21 protein-coding genes are annotated in these 18727 nt (G+C 65.0%); 4 read left to right on the top strand and 17 right to left on the bottom strand.

Annotated features, from left to right (window positions below; all coding sequences use genetic code 11):
- Nucleotides 1–42 precede the first annotated feature (42 nt).
- Together BLQ76_RS14380 and glpK are read left to right on the top strand one after the other, a co-directional pair.
- On the top strand, nt 43–1824 hold the full coding sequence (locus tag BLQ76_RS14380; protein WP_090674532.1) for an ABC transporter substrate-binding protein: 1782 nt from the start codon (nt 43–45) through the stop codon (nt 1822–1824).
- Between the two features lie 79 nt (nt 1825–1903).
- A complete protein-coding gene (glpK, locus tag BLQ76_RS14375; protein ID WP_090674530.1) occupies nt 1904–3394 on the top strand; it encodes a glycerol kinase GlpK in 1491 nt (496 codons plus the stop codon).
- Between the two features lie 14 nt (nt 3395–3408).
- Here the strand turns inward: glpK and BLQ76_RS14370 are convergent, their stop codons facing one another.
- From BLQ76_RS14370 to BLQ76_RS14325, 10 genes are all read right to left on the bottom strand, one after another.
- The gene (locus BLQ76_RS14370) at nt 3409–4185 is read right to left on the bottom strand and encodes a Crp/Fnr family transcriptional regulator (RefSeq protein ID WP_244519633.1); all 777 of its coding nucleotides are present in this window, start codon (nt 4183–4185) and stop codon (nt 3409–3411) included.
- A 122-nt stretch (nt 4186–4307) separates the two neighbouring features.
- Complete coding sequence (locus BLQ76_RS14365; RefSeq protein WP_090674526.1) at nt 4308–4559, bottom strand: hypothetical protein; 252 nt, start codon at nt 4557–4559, stop codon at nt 4308–4310.
- 59 nt (nt 4560–4618) lie between these two features.
- Nucleotides 4619–6721, bottom strand: a complete 2103-nt coding sequence (locus tag BLQ76_RS14360) for a DUF1217 domain-containing protein (protein WP_090674524.1) — start codon at nt 6719–6721, stop codon at nt 4619–4621.
- 94 nt (nt 6722–6815) lie between these two features.
- Nucleotides 6816–7301, bottom strand: a complete 486-nt coding sequence (locus BLQ76_RS14355; protein ID WP_090674522.1) for a hypothetical protein — start codon at nt 7299–7301, stop codon at nt 6816–6818.
- On the bottom strand, nt 7298–7648 hold the full coding sequence (locus tag BLQ76_RS14350) for a hypothetical protein (RefSeq protein ID WP_090674520.1): 351 nt from the start codon (nt 7646–7648) through the stop codon (nt 7298–7300). The genes BLQ76_RS14355 and BLQ76_RS14350 overlap by 4 nt, the downstream gene beginning before the upstream one ends.
- Nucleotides 7649–7714: 66 nt before the next feature.
- Entirely contained in the window at nt 7715–8119 is a 405-nt protein-coding gene (locus tag BLQ76_RS14345) for a rod-binding protein (RefSeq protein WP_090674519.1), read from the bottom strand.
- A gap of 93 nt (nt 8120–8212) precedes the next feature.
- Nucleotides 8213–8614: a hypothetical protein gene (locus BLQ76_RS14340; RefSeq protein ID WP_090674516.1), complete on the bottom strand. Its 402-nt coding sequence runs from the start codon at nt 8612–8614 to the stop codon at nt 8213–8215.
- The gene (locus BLQ76_RS14335) at nt 8611–9366 is read right to left on the bottom strand and encodes a flagellar biosynthetic protein FliR (RefSeq protein WP_090674513.1); all 756 of its coding nucleotides are present in this window, start codon (nt 9364–9366) and stop codon (nt 8611–8613) included. Before BLQ76_RS14335 ends, BLQ76_RS14340 begins: the two co-directional genes overlap by 4 nt.
- Nucleotides 9363–11453 carry a flagellar biosynthesis protein FlhA gene (flhA, locus tag BLQ76_RS14330; protein ID WP_244519653.1) on the bottom strand — a complete coding sequence of 697 codons (2091 nt, stop codon included), beginning with the start codon at nt 11451–11453 and terminating at the stop codon, nt 9363–9365. Before flhA ends, BLQ76_RS14335 begins: the two co-directional genes overlap by 4 nt.
- A 96-nt stretch (nt 11454–11549) precedes the next feature.
- Nucleotides 11550–12260 (bottom strand): winged helix-turn-helix transcriptional regulator, encoded by a 711-nt coding sequence (locus BLQ76_RS14325; RefSeq protein ID WP_090674510.1) that lies wholly within the window; start codon nt 12258–12260, stop codon nt 11550–11552.
- A 63-nt stretch (nt 12261–12323) separates the two neighbouring features.
- Here BLQ76_RS14325 and BLQ76_RS14320 point away from each other — a divergent pair, with 63 nt between their 5' ends.
- A complete protein-coding gene (locus BLQ76_RS14320; protein WP_090674507.1) occupies nt 12324–12743 on the top strand; it encodes a VOC family protein in 420 nt (139 codons plus the stop codon).
- Nucleotides 12740–13120, top strand: a complete 381-nt coding sequence (locus BLQ76_RS14315; protein ID WP_425285166.1) for a DUF1428 domain-containing protein — start codon at nt 12740–12742, stop codon at nt 13118–13120. The genes BLQ76_RS14320 and BLQ76_RS14315 overlap by 4 nt, the downstream gene beginning before the upstream one ends.
- 33 nt (nt 13121–13153) lie before the next feature.
- On the opposite strand, the gene fliQ is transcribed toward BLQ76_RS14315, so the two are convergent.
- From fliQ to BLQ76_RS14280, 7 genes are all read right to left on the bottom strand, one after another.
- Complete coding sequence (gene fliQ / locus BLQ76_RS14310; protein ID WP_090674503.1) at nt 13154–13420, bottom strand: flagellar biosynthesis protein FliQ; 267 nt, start codon at nt 13418–13420, stop codon at nt 13154–13156.
- A 2-nt stretch (nt 13421–13422) separates the two neighbouring features.
- Nucleotides 13423–13833 carry a flagellar hook assembly protein FlgD gene (gene flgD / locus BLQ76_RS14305; protein ID WP_090674500.1) on the bottom strand — a complete coding sequence of 137 codons (411 nt, stop codon included), beginning with the start codon at nt 13831–13833 and terminating at the stop codon, nt 13423–13425.
- A 3-nt stretch (nt 13834–13836) separates the two neighbouring features.
- A complete protein-coding gene (gene flbT, locus BLQ76_RS14300) occupies nt 13837–14295 on the bottom strand; it encodes a flagellar biosynthesis repressor FlbT (protein WP_090674498.1) in 459 nt (152 codons plus the stop codon).
- Between the two features lie 3 nt (nt 14296–14298).
- Entirely contained in the window at nt 14299–14649 is a 351-nt protein-coding gene (gene flaF, locus BLQ76_RS14295; RefSeq protein ID WP_090674496.1) for a flagellar biosynthesis regulator FlaF, read from the bottom strand.
- A gap of 67 nt (nt 14650–14716) precedes the next feature.
- The gene (locus tag BLQ76_RS14290; RefSeq protein ID WP_090674493.1) at nt 14717–15787 is read right to left on the bottom strand and encodes a flagellar hook-associated family protein; all 1071 of its coding nucleotides are present in this window, start codon (nt 15785–15787) and stop codon (nt 14717–14719) included.
- A gap of 14 nt (nt 15788–15801) precedes the next feature.
- Complete coding sequence (gene flgK, locus BLQ76_RS14285; protein ID WP_090674491.1) at nt 15802–17220, bottom strand: flagellar hook-associated protein FlgK; 1419 nt, start codon at nt 17218–17220, stop codon at nt 15802–15804.
- 108 nt (nt 17221–17328) lie between these two features.
- Complete coding sequence (locus tag BLQ76_RS14280; RefSeq protein WP_090674489.1) at nt 17329–18714, bottom strand: flagellar hook protein FlgE; 1386 nt, start codon at nt 18712–18714, stop codon at nt 17329–17331.
- Nucleotides 18715–18727: the final 13 nt, after the last annotated feature.

Below are 18727 nucleotides of genomic sequence, written 5' to 3'. Positions count from 1 at the left end.
GCCATACGTTCACCGGATCAACCATGCCCTGGGGAGGGAAACATGAAGAAGCATTGGATGATGACGGCAGCGGGCCTTGCGCTCGCGCTCGGGTCCTCGCCGGCCTTCGCCGACATGGCCGCCGCCACCAAGTTCCTCGATGGCGAGATCAAGGATCTCTCCAGCCTGTCGCGCGCCGACCAGGAAAAGGAGATGCAGTGGTTCATCGATGCGGCGAAGCCCTTCGCCGGCATGGAAATCAAGGTCGTCTCCGAGAACATTACCACCCACGACTACGAGTCCAAGGTGCTGGCGAAAGCCTTCTCGGACATCACCGGCATCAAGCTGACGCATGACATCATCGGCGAGGGCGATGTCATCGAGAAGCTGCAGACGCAGATGCAGTCGGGCGAGAACATCTACGACGCCTACGTCAACGACAGCGACCTGATCGGCACGCACTGGCGCTACAACCAGGTCCGCAACCTGACCGACTGGATGTCCGGCGAGGGCAAGGACGTCACGAACCCCGGTCTGGATCTCGCCGACTTCATCGGCACGAGCTTCACCACCGCGCCGGACGGCAAGCTCTATCAGCTGCCCGACCAGCAGTTCGCCAACCTCTACTGGTTCCGCTACGACTGGTTCAACGACGAGAAGAACAAGGCCGACTTCAAGGCCAAGTACGGCTACGACCTCGGCGTTCCCGTTAACTGGTCGGCCTACGAGGACATCGCCGAGTTCTTCACGGGCCGCGAGATCGACGGCAAGAAGGTCTACGGCCATATGGACTATGGCAAGAAGGACCCCTCGCTCGGCTGGCGCTTCACGGACGCCTGGCTCTCCATGGCCGGCAACGGTGACAAGGGCCTGCCGAACGGCCTGCCGGTGGACGAGTGGGGCATCCGCGTCAACGACAAGTCGCAGCCGGTCGGCTCGTGCGTGGCGCGCGGTGGCGACACCAACGGGCCCGCGGCCGTCTACTCCATCGAGAAATACCTCGAGTGGCTCAAGAAGTACGCGCCTCCGGTCGCTCAGGGCATGAACTTCTCGGAGTCCGGTCCGGTGCCGGCGCAGGGCGAGGTCGCTCAGCAGATCTTCTGGTACACGGCCTTCACCGCAGACGCCGTGAAGCCCGGCCTGCCGGTGGTCAACGAGGACGGCACGCCGAAGTGGCGCATGGCCCCCTCGCCGCACGGCGTCTATTGGGTGGAGGGCATGAAGCTCGGCTATCAGGACGTCGGCTCCTGGCTGCTGATGCAGTCGACGCCGACTGATCGCGCCAAGGCGGCCTGGCTCTACGCGCAGTTCGTGTCGTCCAAGACCGTGGACGTGAAAAAGAGCCATGTGGGCCTGACCTTCGTCCGCGAATCGACGATCCGCGACAAGAGCTTCACGGAGCGTGCCAAGGACCTCGGTGGCTTGGTCGAGTTCTACCGCTCGCCGGCGCGCAAGCAGTGGTCGCCGACCGGCACCAACGTTCCGGACTACCCGAAGCTCGCGCAGCTCTGGTGGCAGGCGATCGGCGACGCGGCGGCCGGCAACAAGACGCCGCAGGAGGCGATGGACTCACTCTGCGAGGAGCAGGAGCGCGTCATGCAGCGCCTCGAGCGCGCCGGCGTCCAGGGCGACAAGGGGCCGAAGCTCAACGAAGAGCACGACATGGCCTACTGGGTCGAGCAGGCCAAGGCCAACGGCACGCTCGCGCCGCAGCCGAAGAAGGAGAACGAAAAGGAACAGGGCCAGACCGTCAGCTACGACGAGCTGGTGAAGAGCTGGGCCGACTCGAATGCCGGTGGTGCCGCCATGCCGGCCGCGACCCCGGTCTCCGCGCCCGCCAAGTAAGGCAGGTCGATCGACGACGAAGGGCCGGGAGCGATCCCGGCCCTTCTTGCATCCCACCCTTCACGGAGAACGCCCACCGATGTCCGGCTATGTCCTTGCGATCGACCAAGGCACGACGTCGACCCGTGCCATCGTCTTCGACGACAGCTTCCGCGTCGTCGGCGTCGCGCAACAGGAGTTCCCGCAGATCCTGCCACGATCCGGCTGGGTGGAACACGATCCGGAGGACATCTGGACGAGCGTCGTCGCCACCGTGAAGGCGGCCCTCGCCGACGCATCGCTTACGGCTGGCGACGTCAGCGCGCTTGGCATCACCAACCAGCGCGAGACGACCGTCATCTGGGACCGCGAGAGCGGAAAGCCGATCCACAACGCCATCGTCTGGCAGGATCGGCGCACCAGCGAGCGCTGTCGTGAACTGGTGCAGTATGGCGCGGAAGACCTGGTCGCCGAACGGACCGGACTCGTGATCGATCCCTATTTCGCCGGTACGAAGATCGCCTGGATCCTCGACGCCGTATCGGGCGCCCGGCAGCGGGCCGAGAGCGGTGCCCTCGCCTTCGGCACGATCGACAGCTTTCTGCTCTGGCGCCTGACGGGGGGCCGTGTCCACGCGACGGACGCCACCAACGCCGCGCGCACCATGCTCTTCGATACGGTCGCCAACGCGTGGGACGACGACCTCTGCGCGCTCCTGCGAGTACCGATGGCGCTTCTGCCGGAGGTGCGCGACTGCGCGGCCGACTTCGGCGAGACCGCGCCCGCCTTGTTCGGCGGCTCAATCCGCATCGGCGGCATGGCGGGCGATCAGCACGCCGCAACGCTTGGAAACGCGTGCTTCCAACCCGGCATGATGAAGTCCACCTACGGGACCGGGTGTTTCGCGATTCTGAACACGGGCTCGGAGCGCGTCCGCTCGGGCAATCGCCTCCTGTCCACCCTCGCCTATCGTCTCGACGGTCGCTCGACGTTCGCCTTGGAAGGTTCGATCTTCATCGCGGGCGCGGCCGTGCAATGGCTGCGCGACGGCCTTCGCATCGTCGAGCGCGCGGCCGAGACCGGTTCCATGGCAGCCCGCGCGGACGACACGCAGGACGTCTATCTCGTCCCGGCCTTCACCGGCCTCGGCGCGCCATGGTGGGATGCGGAGGCCCGCGGCGCGATGTTCGGGCTGACGCGCAATACGGGACCGGACGAGTTCGCCCGTGCGGCTCTGGAAGCCGTGTGCTTCCAGACGGCGGACCTTCTCGATGCCATGCGCCGCGACTGGCCGGCCGCCGGCGACACGGTGCTACGCGTTGACGGCGGCATGGTCGCGAGCGATTGGACGATGCAGCGCCTCGCCGACATTCTCGACGCACCGGTCGATCGCCCGACCGTTCTCGAGACGACGGCTCTCGGCGCGGCTTGGCTTGCCGGTCGTCAGGCCGGAGTTTGGCCGGATCAGGACGGCTTCTCGACACGGTGGCACCTGGAGCGACGCTTCGAGCCGACGCTGGACGCCGTCGAGCGGGGCCGCAAGCTCAGAGGCTGGAGCGACGCCGTTCGACGCACGCGAACCAACGGCTGAGTTCCGACGACGCGTCAGTCGACCCGCATCGCGAACGCTTCGCTTTCGGCCAGGAGATCGTCGCGACCGGACCTCGCGCCGTCCATGTGAAGGTAGTTCGCGCGAAAGCCGCAGAAGCGCTTCAGGCCATCGACGTCGCGAACACTGATCTGGCGTCCGGAGATCGCGATCAGGCTCATGTCGCGCAGATTGCGGATCATGCGGTTGACGTGCACGACGGTGAGGCCGAGCGTGTCCGCAAGCTCGCCCTGCGTAACCGGCAGCGTGAAAGTGTTGTCGGTCGACACGAGGCCGACATTGCGCAACCGCTCGAGGAGCTCACACAGGAGATGGGCCACGCGTTCGTCGGCCGAGCGGCGTCCGATGTTGAGAAGCCATTCGCGCAGGATCGCCTGATCGACCAGTGTCGACCACCATAAAGCCCGCGCGACGCGCGGCCGGCCGCAGAGCGCCGTGATGTCGTCGCGAGACAGGACCGCCAAGCGACAATCGGTCAGCGTCGCGATGTTGTGGTCGAGTTCGTCGAGGATGAAGACATGGAGGTCGCAGAAGTCCCCGGGAAGCAGGAACCCGACGATCTGGCGGCTTCCGTCGGCCAGGATCTTATAGCGACAGGCATAGCCCGACAGCACGAGATGCACGACCTGCGGGTCCGTTCCTTCCTGAACGATCTCTTCCTTGGCCCTGAGGGAAACCACACGCCTGCAACGGTCGCGAAGGAGGTCGCGATCACCCTCGTCGAGGGTCGCAAACGTCTCGAGTTTGAGGATGAAGGGATCGCGATCGGACATGAGGACCCTGTTATGGAAAGGCGTCGTCATGTGCCGGAGAGGTCGGGGGCGGACAAGTCGCCAAGCCCCTATCGGCGGCCTAAGAATCTTTGGCCGCCGACATATTACCGTCGCAGGGACCGTCAGCCTTTTCCGTAGCCGTCCACGACGTCGCGAACCGCTTCGCGCGAGACCCGCTGCTGGTCTGCCGGCACCGCTGTCGAGCCCCGCTCCCCAGTGCCGTCGACGGCTTGATTGAGACCTTCTTTCGAAGTCGGCGTCGGTGCGTCGCCGAGACGGGGCAGCTTCGGCTCGCCCTGGCTGTCGTCGCCCAAGACGCTGATATCGGCGTCGAGTTGGGCATCGTTCATGCGGTCGGGATGGCTGTTCGACATGACGCAGTTCCTTTCTCGTTCAAGGAGGAAGGTTACGGCGCTCGAAGTGGTTCCGCCGCCTACAGGATCGAGGCTATCCCGCTGCCGACCGAGGACGCACCGAAGAGCTGCAGGATCGGGTTCTGGGACGCATCGGTGTTCTGCGCGTCGTAGAGGGCGGCGAAGCGCGCGATGAACTTGTCCAACGACTTCGGATCGGCGAAATCCTTGACGTCGAGTTTCGCTTCCAGAACCCGCACCTGGGTCTCGATGTCGGCTGCGGCCATGCCCTCGGGCAGGCCAAGGGCCGTGCGCACGACCTGGAACAGCGCCTTGTCGGCCAAAATGCCGTAGGCGGATGTGATCGTGGGCGCGGTTCGCAACGCGTAGAGCGCAAGCCGCGTCCCCTCGCTGGTCTCGCCCGCCTTCTCTTCCAGCGATTGAAGAAGGTAGAGGTTGTCGGTCGCCAGCTTCGTCGCGCCAAACTGAATGCCCTGCCCGGCCTCGCGCACCGACCCGTCCGGCTCGAACTGGAACGCGGCCGCGAACTTCGCGATCGCCTTGTCCGCCTGCGTATTGGCGTAGCTCTTCGGATCCGACAGATCACTCGTCAGGATCTTGCGAAGCTCCGCCGTCGACAGGTTCGCGTTCTCCACACCGTAGGCCTTCAAGGCAAAGGCGACCGTGCGTTTGTCGGATAGCAGGGAGTCGAGCGAATAGGCCTTCGAGATGCCTGTGAGATACGACTCGGTCGCGGACTTGATGAGGGCCTTCTGGGCCGTCGAGACGTCGGCGCCGAACGACGCGGCGTAGAGCGTTCCGGTCTGCGTCTGCTGCGACGTCGTTTGGACGCCCTGTGCCGGTCCAGCCTTGCCATCCGCGCCGAAGTTGAAGGCGGCGGCCAGCTTCGAGAAGCGCTCGTCCTTCAGCTTCGAGACATAGCTCGCCGGATCGGACGGATCGCTGGTCAGCACCGCGCGAATCTTGTTCAACGACGTGGTGGCCGGGTCGATGTCGAACGCGCGCATCGCATAGCGCAGGCTGTCCACGGCTTGACCCGTCAGATCGGAGACCGAGTCGACGTTCTGCATCGCGGCGAGATAGACCTTGGCCGCCAGGTTGTCCTTGCCGGTCTGTGCCGTCGCGTAGTTCTGAAGATATCGCCCGGTCAGGGTTTGGAGCGAGCCCGATCCGCGGTTCGTCGCAGTGCCGTTCGCGTCGAAGCCCATGGTTTGGTTCAACTGACGGAAGCGGGCCTTGTCGGTATCGGACACGCCGACCAGACGATCGATCGCGGTGGCGTCCTTGAGAAGTGGCAGGACATAATCGGCCGAGTAGCTCGTCAGTTCGAAGCCGACCCCCGTCAGCGCGATCTGCAGGAGACGCGTGTCGGCGACGAACGCCGCAGCGGTCTGCGTCGGCTGAACCTTCTGAGTGAAGTAGTCGACGTTGGCCTGGGCGGCGCCCGGCGTCGAGCCGTTGCCGGTTTCGTTGTAGTAGTCGTAGACGAGCCGGGAGACGACGTCGGCGCGTCCGGCAGGCGTCGACGCCTGCGTCAGCCGCGTCCGCAGATCCGCCAGTCCGGCCGGGATCGGCGTGGCGGCCCGCCCTTCCAGAACCGAACGCACGTAGTCCGTCGGGAACAGCGACGGATCGTCGATCCCGACGGCCCGCAGCGCGAAGTCGACATTCGCTCGGTTGGCGAGAATATCGTCGAGGCTCGTGGCGCCTGCAACCGCAGCCGTGAAGCTTGCGGCGGCCTGAGCGGCCAGCGGTCCCGTCCGCGACAGTCTGTCCGTGTAGGCTTCCGTGACGAGCGCGCTTTGAGCTGTCGTCTGGGCTTGCGGATCCTTGGTGCCCGACGAGAAGTCGAACGCCTTCGCGAAGGCCTGGTAGCGCTTGTCGACCAGCTTGTTGGCAAAGCTGTTGCTGTCGGTGAGATCGCTTTCCAGGACCTTCCGCATGAGGCCCTTGGCGTTGATCTGGTCCTCCAGACCATAGGCCTTCATGGCGTAGGAGTAGAGCTTGTAGTCGTCGAGGAACTCGTCGACCGTCGCGACGCCCCCGATGTGGCTGTCGTAGTAGGCCTTCGCCCGCTCGGTCTGCGCCTGGCTCGCCACCTGCTCGAGCGTTCGAGCCATGTTGTTGGTGTAGAGCCGGTAGTTGAGAAGCGTCGAGATCATGAGCGCGCCATCAATAGGCGGACAGCTGTCCGGCGGGGCAAAGGCCTGCTCGCTGTTTACCAGCCTCCCGGTTGGGGAATGGTTAACCGGATGCTTAGGGAAGCTGCGCGGCCTTCACCTCGGCGAGCGGGCCGGTCGGCGATTTCGGAATGAAGTCGAACTGGTCCACCATGACGTCTTCGACGACGTCCCGGCCGTAGCGGGTGTTGACCGCGGATTTTACGGACGCGACCAGAGCGGCGAGATCGTATCGTTCGGGGTGTTCGAAGTCGAAGCCCGAGACGGAGTAGACGGCGCGGAAGGCCTCGTCGAGGATCACCGGATCCGGAGGCACGGACAGTGAGGCGGCGAGCTCGCCGTCGATCGTGTAGACGAAGCGCGCCAAGGCATATCCCCTGATCGCGTTATCGGCGATCAGCGGGACGGCGATGCTATCGGTCTTGCGGTAATCGAGCCCTTCGAAGAAGTCGGGCTTCTTCGGAGCCTCCGCACTCTCCCCGGCGCGCAGGTTCGCCGCGACCCAGCTCGACCCGAGCGTTGCCGCGCAGACCCAGAGGCCGATCGCCAGAACCTTGATCATTTGACCGCAACGCCCCGCGAGGTGACCGCGTAGGTCCCGTCCGATTCCGCATCGGCGATGCTCTGCGCGATCAGACCGGCGACCTCGGTGGTCGCCTCGATGTGGAGTTCCAGCAGGCGCCGGTTGTCGTCGAGGCGCGAGCGAAGGGTTCCGATACGGCCGCGCAGTCCATCGCTCATCGACGCGGCATCGAGACCGCGCGAGATGCGCGACAGTTCGAGGAGGCTTTGGTTCTTGCGGTTGGCGATGTCGCCGAGCCCGACGTGGTCGCCGGCCATCAGGGCCATGGTTTCGCCGGCGAGCACCGCTTCGAGGCGATTGATGGCTTGGGTAAGAACCGCTTCCAACTGCGTATGTCCTTCCTGTGCGGCCGAAGCCGACGTGGTCGAATGGGTATCGAGAGGCTTGCCGGATCAGTCGGGCTTGGCGGGTGCGTCGCGTGAGATCGTCTTCGCGATGCCGATGCCGCCGCCCGCCGCCATCTCGTCGGCGATGCGCTCCGCAAGCATCGAGCGCCAGATGTTACCGGCGGTACCCGAGCCGAAGACCGCCGTGTTCTCCTTCGGCAGCATCTCTTCGATGAAGGAACGCAGGACGAAACTCTCGAAGGCCTGTTCGGGCTTGAGTTCCCCGCTGCGCGAGGTCTGGTGGCGAAACGCGACGCTTGTGTCGGGCGCGGCGGATGTCGTCGCTCCCACTTCGTTCATCGCGGCGGCAAAGCCACGATCCGCGTCCACGCTCGCGACCGTCGTGCCGGTGCGCGTCAGCGAAGCCGATGCGGCAGCCTGGGTCGCGGTGGGTGCGGTCACGCTCGTCATCGGAAATCCTGCCCTCGGCGCGATCCGGACGATGCCGGACCTGTCGTGTTCATAGGGATACAGGTTTCCACTTATTCGAAGCTTGCGAGAGCATCAGAGGCGGCGCATCGCTTGCGCGGCCAGATGGTCGTCCAGAATGTCGAGAAGGCTCGCGCGCTCCTTCGCAGCGGCCTCGTCCACCCGAGCACGCGCTTCGGCGCGCTCGACCCGTTTCTGCGTGGCGCCGGCCTCACGCGCGGCTATGGTCGCCTTTTCGGATGCGATCCGTGCCGCGGCCAGTTCCGCGTCGTTGCGGCGAATGGCATTGGCCTTGGCTTCGAGAAACAGGCCCTGCATGAGCGACTGGTCGCCCAGCGTCTGGAGAAGCTCGACGCTCAGAGCATCACGCTCGGCCTCCTCGCGGCGACAGCGCGCCTGGTTCCATTCGGCGAGTTGCCGCTTCTGGTCCAGAACCGCCCGAACACGGGCCAGCCGATCGGCCCGCCCCGCGCTCATCCGAACAGGACCCAGGTGCGATAGGCTTCCACGAAGATCGTCAGGAACTCGCGGACCGAAAACCCAAGAAGCACCAGGCCGCCGGCGAGCGTGAAGGGCAGCGAGATGAAGTAGACCGGAAGTTGCGGCGTCATCTTGTTGGCCAGGCCGATCGCGAAGTTCACGACGACGGCATAGACGACGAAGGGGCTCGAGATGCGCAGGCACAGCCGAAAGGTCTCGTCGAGATTATCGACCAGCGAAGCCAGCGCCGCCCGGATGCCGAACCCGCGCTCCACCGGCATGGCGCCGTAGGAGGCCACGAGCGCCTTGACGATCTCGGCATGCAGGTTCAGCGAGAAGATCAGAACCGTCGCGGTCATCGTCACGAGCGTGACGAGGGCCGGAACGGCCTCGTGATCCTCGATCGGCACGCCCAGGGTCTGCCCCATGCCGATCGCGTTGGCGACAAGCGAGCCCGCAAATTGCAGCGCCGCCATGAAGACGCGGCCAAGGAGGCCGATCAGAAGTCCGGTTGCCAGTTCGCCCATCGCCATGGCGATCCGCATGTCGTCGGTCGCGCCCGCCACCATGGGGCGGATCGCGGGCATCAGTCCCGGAGAGATGGCGAGCGAGAGAGCGATGGCGATGAAGAGGCGAACCTGAGCCGGGATCCGCACGCTGGCGTAGCCGGGCAACAGCATCAGGCAGGCACCGACGCGACAGAAGATCAGGAAGGCGGCGATGATCGTCGCCTGCGTTTCCGCGGTCACGAGATCGAGCCCAGGGCCTTGATGTCGACACCGCGCGCGATCTCGAGATGCGACAGAACCGGCAGGTTCACGAAGATGCGCTCGATCATCATGCGGACGTAAGGACGGGCGTCGGGCGACGCGACCAGAACGAAGTTCTCGCCCTGCTCGGTCTTCTCGCGGATGATCTTCGACGCCTCGCCCGCGAACTGCTCCACCAGACGCGGATCGATGTCGAACTCGACGACATCGCCCTTCGGATCGCGCTTGAGCGCCTGATGGAAGGCAAGATCCCAGCGGTTGCCGAGCCGCAGCACCGACAGCTGACCGTTGTGCAGCAGATCGCCGCAGATCTGCTGCGCCATGCGCGTGCGCACATGCTCGACGATGCGCTCGGAGCGCCGCGCGTGAGGCGCGATCTCGGCCACGGCCTCGAGGATCAGGGTAAGATTGCGGACCGAAACGCGCTCCGCCAGCAGCAGCTTGAGAACGGCCTGCAGTCCGGAATAGCTCATGTGCGACGGGACGATCTCGTCGATCAAGCGCTTGTATTCCGGCTCGAGCCGGTCGAGCAGCGAGCGCATGTCCTTGTAGGACAGAAGCTGGGCCAGGTTGTTGCGCAGGACCTCGGACAGGTGCGTCAGCATGATCGACAGCGTGTCCACGGGCTCGAACCCCGCGCGCCGAGCGGCTGCCGAGAAGGTTTCCGAGATCCAGGCCGCCCGCAGACCGAACGCCGGCTCTCGCGTCAGGTCGTGCGGGATGTCGGGAGCCGCGCTTTCGCCAAGAACAATCAGCCGATCTCCCAGCCGCAGCGGTTGGGTCGCCACCGTCGTGCCGTGCACCTTAATCTCGTAGGATCGCGGATCGACGTTGAGGTCGTCCGACAGCTTGATCTCGGGAATCACGAAGCCGTAGCGCGACGCGAAACGGCGCCGCATCTTGCCGACGCGATTGGCCAGCTCGTCGCGCGAGAAGTTGAGGTGGGCGGCCAGCTGCTTGCCGAGCACGAGCTCCACCTCTATGATGCGCAGGCTTTCCTTGACCGACTGGCGCTCGGCCTCGATCGCCTTGGCCTCGCGCTCGGCCGTCTCTTCGTCCGCCCGGCGCTGCGTTTCGGCACGCTGGCGGGGAATGGCGTAGGCCAGCGCAGCCAGGCCGCCCGATACCGCGGCGAAAGGCAGGAACGGCAGACCGGGGAGAAGCGACAGGATGCCCAGCAGCGCGGCGGCGACCATCAGCGCGCGCGGGTAGTGCCCGAGCTGCGTCATGATCGCCTTTTCCGCCGCGCCGCGGGTTCCGCCCTTCGAGACCAGAAGACCGGCGGCCAGCGAGACGACAAGCGCGGGGATCTGCGTGACCAGACCGTCGCCGACGGAGAGTTTCACGAAGACGTCGGCCGCATGGCCGGCATCCATGCCGTGACGCGTGACGCCGATGATGATGCCGCCGAAGATGTTGACGGCGGTGATGATGAGACCGGCGATCGCATCGCCGCGCACGAACTTCGAGGCACCGTCCATGGAGCCGAAGAAGCTCGACTCCTCCTCCAGCTCGCGCCGACGCGTCTGTGCCTGCTTCTCGTCGATGAGACCCGCTGACAGGTCGGCGTCGATCGCCATCTGCTTGCCGGGGATGGCGTCGAGCGTGAAGCGGGCGCCGACCTCCGCGATACGGGTCGCGCCCTTCGTGATGACGAGGAAGTTCACCGTGATCAGGATGATGAAGACCACGATGCCGATCACGAAGTCGCCGCCCATGACGAACTGCGAGAAGCCGCCGATCACATAGCCGGCCGCGTTGTGCCCCTGGTCGCCATGACTGAGGATGACACGCGTCGTCGCGATGTTGAGGGACAGGCGCAACATCGTGGCGAGGAGAAGGACGGTCGGGAACGCCGAGAAGTCGAGCGGCTTCTCGATCCAAAGCGCCACCATCAGGATCAGGATCGACAGCGCGATCGACAGGACCAGGCCCATGTCGATCACGAAGGCGGGGATCGGCACGAAGAGAACGGCCAGGATCGCGACGATGCCGATCGCAAATCCGATATCGCGCGAGGAGCGGACCGCCGCTCCCTGCGTCGAGGCGGGCCCGGCAAGCTTCATCGTATCGGCAGTCATCGGCTCCTCGCGCAAAGGCGCGGCCGACGGGCGAACGGCGTATCCGGTCCGGGCCTTCGGCGCGAACCGGTTATCGCGCCGTTAACTTTTGCCGGGCTGGAGGGGGGCGGACGCCTTCGTGGGCAGGGGAAAGAAGGGTGGAAGCGCCTCGATCAGCCGACGATCGCCGGCCACGTGTAGCGAATGCGTGTTCTCCAAGTCCCGCAAGGGGATACCGCCGTAGATAAATGCGGCGATCGAAGCGGGTATCCCCTCCAAGGATGCGCCGGCCGTGCTCTCGTCGGCTTGGCGCTCGATACGCAGGGCGCGATGCCGGATCTCAAGGAGATAGCTTTCTTCGTTCATGCGCAGCCTCAGCCGTCCGTCATAGTCTTGCGCGCGTTCCGCATCGAACATGGTGCGCAGCGACAGGACCAGTGATGCGACGCTGATCGGCATGGTCGGGTCATGGCGCGGCGAACGCGCGGCCCAACGACCCATGACCTGCAGGATGGGCTCCGCTTCGAGGCCCCAATCGGTCAGGGCGTAGACCGCGACGTTGGCGGGCGGCGGCAGGCGTCGACGCACGAGGATCCCTGCTTGCTCCAGATCGCCCAGACGCTGGGTCAGAACGTTGGCGCTGAGGCCCGGCAGTCCCGCTCGTAGATCGGTGAAGCGACGCGGACCTAGCATGAGTTCGCGCATGACGAGAAGAGCCCACCGTTCGCCGACGAGGTCGAGCGCATGAGCGGCTGCGCAGGCGTCCTCGTAACGACGACGCGTCGTCTTGGTTATTTTATCTACCTTTTCCATTGTATTTGATAACTAGAAAGGCGACGCTCCGTTGGCAAGTCGATCAGCCAGCGGGAGGGGACCATGCCGCAACTCATCTTCATCAACCTGCCAGTGACCGATCTCGACAGGTCGATCCGCTTCTACGAGGCAACAGGCGCCCGCCGAAACCCGCAGTTCAGCGACGGGACGGCGGCCTGCATGGTTGTCTCCGAGACAATCCACGTGATGCTCCTGACGCACGACAAGTTCCGTCAGTTCACGACGCGTCGGATCATCGACGCGCATGCGGACGCTCAGGTCCTTCTCTGCGTTTCGCAGGAGGCGCGTGACGACGTCGATGCCATGGTCGAGCGAGCGACGGCGGCAGGTGGTCGAGCCGACCCGACGCCGACACAGGATTTCGGTTTCCTGTACGGTCGATCCTATGCCGACCCGGACGGCCATATCTGGGAGGTCATGTGGATGGATATGGCGGCCGCGGAGGCGGCGGCGGCCGCATGAGCACGACAAGGGAGCCGAGTGCGATGGGCTACATCGATGGCTTCGTGGTTGCCGTACCCCGGTCGAACCGGGACGCCTATCGCCAGCATGCGGAGCTTGCGCTGGCGATCTTTCTGGAACACGGAGCGCTGCGGGGCGTCGAGGGCTGGGGCGACGACGTGCCAGTCGGCCAGCGTACGGACTTCAGGCGCGCGGTTCAGGCCGAGGAGAACGAGGTCGTCCTCTTCTCGTGGATCGAGTGGCCGTCGAAATCCGTACGGGACGCAGCGATGCCGACGATCTTCGCGGATCCGCGACTCAAGGACGAGGCCATGCCGTTCGATGGTGCACGGATGATTGTCGGAGGCTTCGAGCCGATCGTCGACGCCAAGCGGTGACGTCAGGGCCGCCTGACAGAGCGGCCTTTCGCGTCAGTAGCCGTGCTCGATACGGGCGAAGGTCTCCTGCGTGAAGGCATAGACCTGCGCGCCCGTAAAGGTCGCCGTGAAGGCGATGATGACGAAGATGGCGAGAATCTTCGGCACGAAGGTCAGCGTCACCTCCTGGATCTGCGTCAGCGCCTGAAACAGGGCGATGACGATGCCCACCAGCATCGCCCCGCCGACGGCGGGACCGCTGGCGGCGACGACCGTCCAGATGGCGGACTGCACGATATCGAGAGCATCGGCCTCGTTCATGGCTACTCGACCTTCACACCCGAGCCCAGAACGATCGTCTTCCCGTCCGCAAGCGTGGCGACCGTTCCCTCGTTCGTGACCTGAAGCGACTTCACCGTGCCCGATACCGCACCGTCGCCGGACGTCAGCTTGCGCCCGATCAAGGCATCGGCCTGCGTCAGGGAGGTCAGCGTCGTCATCGCTTCCAGCTTCTGGTTGAGCTTGATCGACTGCTCGACGTTCGAGAACGAGGCGAGCTGGCTCATCTGCTGGGTCGGATCCGTCGGGTTTAGCGGATCCTGATTCTTCATCTGGGCGACGAGGAGCTGCAGGAAGGCGTTGTAGTCGAGACCGGTCTTGATCTCGCTCGACGTCGCCGACTGGACGGCGGCGGCTGCGGTCGAGCCGGCGGTGGCGCTGGTGACGTTGGACATCGGCTAACGGGCTCCGGCCAGGGCCGGCATGCGGCCGGCGGCGATGGCGATCGGCTCAGCGGCCTCGCGCGAGGGTTCGCCGAGGATCGCATCCTCGAGCGGGATCAGGGAGCGCAGGCGCTTGAGCGCCTCGAACGTGCGATCGCGCTCCAAGAGCTCGGCCGCGTCCTGGAGACCGTGACGGACATCCGCCGAGGAGAACGTCGCCATCAGCATGGGGTAGCTCCGATCGAAGGCGGCCCGCGCGTCGTCGGCCCCTGCGGGATCGATCAGCATCAGCTGGACGATGAAGTAGAGCTGCCGGACGGGCGTGGTGGCATCGCTTGCCTGCATGACGTGGCTTTCCAGGAGAAAGGTCACGTCGTTCAGGAACTCGAGATGGGTCTTCCGGTCGACGCGCATGACCGCGCCGTTGACGAAGATCCGCTCGCCGGCTCTCAGCGTGATGCGAAGCGTCGACATGGCTCAGGCTTCCAGTCCGTCGCGGATCATGGTCGTCACCTCGATCATCGCGTCGAAGCTGTCGACGCGTCCTAGACGGATCGCCTCGGCCTCGCGCATGACCCAGAGACCGATCGAGATCAGGCTGGCGCGCAGATCCTCGGGCAGCGCGTTCTCGGGGTTCGCGAGATCCTCGACCAGGATCGACCAGAGATTGCGCGTCGCGTAGATCGCCTCTGTCGCCTCGCGCGAGCGGGTTCCCGCCGCCTGGGCGCGCTCCAGCGAGGCGAGCATGTGGTCGAAGGCCTCGCGCTCGCGCTCGCGCGCCGACGCCGAGCTTTCCTGGGCAACCTCGGCATAGGAGAATTGATACATTCCAGGTCCTCGATGCGACAGGGCGTCATGCCCGTTGGGGATCATGGGAAGGCGGGATGGCCTTCGGTCAGAGGTAGTTGAGGAGGCTGAGGCCCTGCAGCTTGCCGGTGACCGCATAGGCGGTCTCAAGCTGGGTCTTGAGGCTATTCAACCGAAGAGCGGCTTCTGTCTCGTCGACGCCCTCGAGGCGCTGGAAAGCCGCCGAGACGACGTCCTTCTGCTGCGTGAGCGCGGTATTGGAGGCCTCGACCCGGCCGAGCCGCATGCCGACGTCGGCACGCAGGGCCACGATCTCGTCCATGCCCGCCTTCAGTCGCTTGGTCGCTTCGGTTGCGACCATCGCACGAACGCCCTCGCCCATCTTTTCGAGGCCGAGCGACGAGATCATCGCATAGGCCGATGCGACCTTCCGGAAAGCCGACTCGTTGGCACTAACGGAGGAAGCGATCGTTTCCGCCTTCGAGATGCGCGACTGAGCCGTGTCGCTCGTGGCGTTTGACCAGTTGTCCTTCCACGCGCCGCTTTCGAGGCCGTTTGCATCCACCTCGAGTTCGAAGAGGTCATCGAACTTGTAGGTAGTCGTACCATCGCTCCAGCCGGCGCCGAAGTAGTCCGAAAGCTTGTCGGGGTCGACGTTCTCGACACCGGTTGCGCCGCTGGCGGACAGGAAGGCCTGGAATTTCGTCCGGATATCTGCCGACCCATCCTTGGCCGGTACGACGTCGCTCATCGTGCCGGCCATGTAGTATTGGCCCTCGACGTTGAGGTTCAGCGATCCGATGAGTTGCTGGATGTTGCTCGCCGCATTCTGGACGAGTGCCGCGGTGCCGCTCGAGGTCGCCGCGCCGGTGATGAGTCCGGCGGAAAAGGTCTCGGCGCTCTTGTAGATCGACTCCATGGTGTCGTCGGTCAGTTCGAGCCGTGCGGTCACGAGCTTGTTGGACTCCAGCATGCGCGCGATGCTGGTTTCCTGCGTCCGATAGCTGACCGCATTGCCGGTCAGCTGGCCGAGCGTGCGCCCGACGTCGGCATGCCGCAGGCTGCCGGCCTCCGTGGTCGCGTCCTTCAGAGCGTTCTGGATCCGAAGGATCGACGCGCGGGACGCGTTGCCGAAGGAAAGGGAGGAGATGCTGCTCATGATCTGGCGTCCCGTCAGATGGCGGTCAGAAGGGCGTTCATCATCGCGTCCACGGTCGTGATGATCTTGGAAGACGCCTGATAGGACCGCTGCAGGTCGAGGAGCTTTGTCAGCTCCGTATCGAGGTTGATGCCGGTCGCGTTGCTCAAGGTCTCGTTGGTGCGGTCGAGCAGAGTCTTCTGGTAATCGACCTTGTCCATCGCATCGGAGCGCGCGCCCTGCAGCCAGGACAGCGACGACGCCGCGAAGCTGACGAGACTGCCCTCGACCGGACTGCCGTCGATCTGGCGAGGCAGGCTGGCGGCAAGGTTCGCGATGCGCGCGTTGAGGTTGGAGTTATCGCCTGAACCGCGAACGTCGGCTTCGAAGTTGGCGCCGTTGATACCGCCGTCGCGGATCGTGAACGGATCCGCCAAGGCCGCGGCCGCAACCGACAAGCTTCGCGCAGATCCCGCCTGGCCGAACTTGGTGGACTGGAACAGTCCCTGCTGCTTGTCGGCAGGGTTCGTTGCGTTCACCTCCTGGAACGCGGCGACGAGGCCATCGGCCATCGTATCCAGCTGGGCCTGATAGGTGACCGTGGTCTCGTCGCGCAGTTGCACGAGGCCCGCGACCTTGCCCGACGTCAGCGGCATGACGGAGCTCGCGCCCGTCACCGTCGTGCCATCGATCTTGAACGCATTGCCAGCCTTGCCGTCGGCGAGCGGGTAGGTTCGAGCGAACTCGATCTTGCGAGCGGTCCGGTCGAGAAGCGTCACGCCGGAGTCGGTGTAGAGCGCGACGTCGTCGTTCTCGCGGGTCTGGACCGAGACGCCGACATAGCCCGAAAGTTGGGTTATCAGGCGGTTGCGCTCGTCCACCTCGTCGGTGACGTCGGTCTTGCCAGCCGTGCCGGCGACGATGCGCACGTTCAGCTTCTCGATCTTGGCAAGGATCGCATTCATATCGTCGGCCGCAACGCTCAAGGCGTCGTCGGCGTCGCGGCGCAGCTGGTCGACGGCCCCGTAGGCGTCCGAAATGTTCGCTGCGACGTCGCGGGCCGCAAAGACCGCCGTACGGGCAACGGAGTCGCTGGCAGGCGTCGTCGCGAAGTCCTGCATCGCGTCCGACAGAGCCGCGATCTTCGCGGCGGGGGAGCCGTTCTTGTCGGTATCGCCGATCAGATCGTTGATTCGGGCCAGTCCGTCCGAGACGGCCGTGGACTTCGCCAGAACCGCGTTCGTATCGAGCGCGTTGCGAAACAGGGCCGTATTCTGCGACTGGGAGATCGAGCGGACCTCGACGCCGCCGTTCCCGCCGGTCACGACGTTGGCGTATTTCAGCGTCGCGCCCGGCGTGTTCACGTTCGAAATGTTGCGCGAGACGATCGCCGTCTGCGCCTGGCTGGCGGCCAGCGACTGCGTGGCGGTGTTGAGAGCCGACGAGAGCGACATGCGGGTGGATCCGAAGGTGAAGAATGGCGGATGGCTGGGAGGATCGCCCCGCCGCGAAGGGGGTTGACGAAAGGCGATGCGCCGCCCGTCAACCGGGTATCGGGATCGTCAGCGCTTCAGGTTGACGAGAACGTCCATGATCTCCGAACCGGTCTGGAAGACCTTGGAGTTGGCGGTGTAGGACCGCTGGGATTCGATCATGGTGGTGAGTTCGGACGCGAGATCGACGGTGGACTCCTCGAGCGCGCCCGAGATGAGGTCACCGAACCCGTTGTCGCCGCCAAAGCCCATCAGGATCGTGCCAGACTCCACACCGGCGGAGTAGGCGTTGCCCGACACGTGGATGAGGTTGTCCGGCGCCTGCACCATGGCGAGCGGAATCTTGTAGAGATCGCGTGTCGTTCCGGACGTGAAGGTCGCCGTGACCGTGCCGTCGGTTCCGATCGATACCTTGTCGATGACCTCGGCCGGGTTGCCGTCGACCTTCGCGACGAGCGGCGAATATTCCTTGGTGTACTGCGTGAAGTCGCTGATGTTGAGCGCGATCTTCTGGCCGTTTATTGTCGGATCCGAGAGATCAATGTTGAAAAAACCATTCTTGGACGCCGTGTCGACCGCATCGCCATCGATCTCCGTCAGCTTGCCGGTCGCCGGATCGAAGGTCAGCGTCGATGTCTGCAGGGGTGCCGTGCCCGTCCCGTTGGCCTTGCCGTAGGGGAAGGGCGCGGTGGTCGAGGCGTTCGTACCCGTCGAGGGAGACGCGTCGGCGGCGTTGAAGACCGACATCTCCCACGTGTTGTCGTCGGTCTTCGTATAATACACGTCGAGCTTCACCGCCTTGCCCGAGTTGTCGTAGACGGTGAGCGAGCTGGCGGACGTATACGTGATTTTGGCGTCAGCAGCGGTCGCGCTGGTGATCGCGGAGGGGATCACCACGCCGGCTGCCGTCGTATCGACCTTCTCGGCTCCCATATCCAGGTTGGCCGTGAGCTCGCCCTTGGTGGTCGGATTGGCGCTGAGGAGATTGGCGCCCATGTTGACCTCCTTGAGGCCCGCATAACCGTTCAGCGTGTAGTCCGTCCCACCCGCCGTCACGGGGTAGCCCATCAGCGTGTAACCGGCCGCGTTCACGAGCGTGCCGTCCGCCTGCTGCGTGAAGGCGCCCGCGCGCGTCAGGAAGCTGCCCCCCGCGCCGTCACCGACCACCAGGAAACCGTTGCCCTGGATCGCCAGATCGACCTTCTTGGAGTTGGTCGAGTTCGCCGTGTAGGTGATCCCGCCCTGCTGGCTCACCAAGGTCCGCACGTTGGCGTCGACCGCACCCGAATTGTACTGGCCTCCGCTATGGGCCAGGATCTGCGTCGAGAACTCGGTGGTCGCCTGCTTGTAGCCGTTGGTATTGGAGTTGGCGATGTTGTCCGAGACGGCGCTGAGGCGCGTCGCCTGAGCGTTCATACCGGAAACGCTGGTCCGCATTAGGCTGCCGATACTCATGGCGATCCGTCTC

The sequence above is a fragment of the Aureimonas jatrophae genome (genome assembly GCF_900104035.1).
Lineage (GTDB): Bacteria > Pseudomonadota > Alphaproteobacteria > Rhizobiales > Rhizobiaceae > Aureimonas > Aureimonas jatrophae.
This window is presented reverse-complemented; position numbering and strand designations above follow the sequence as displayed.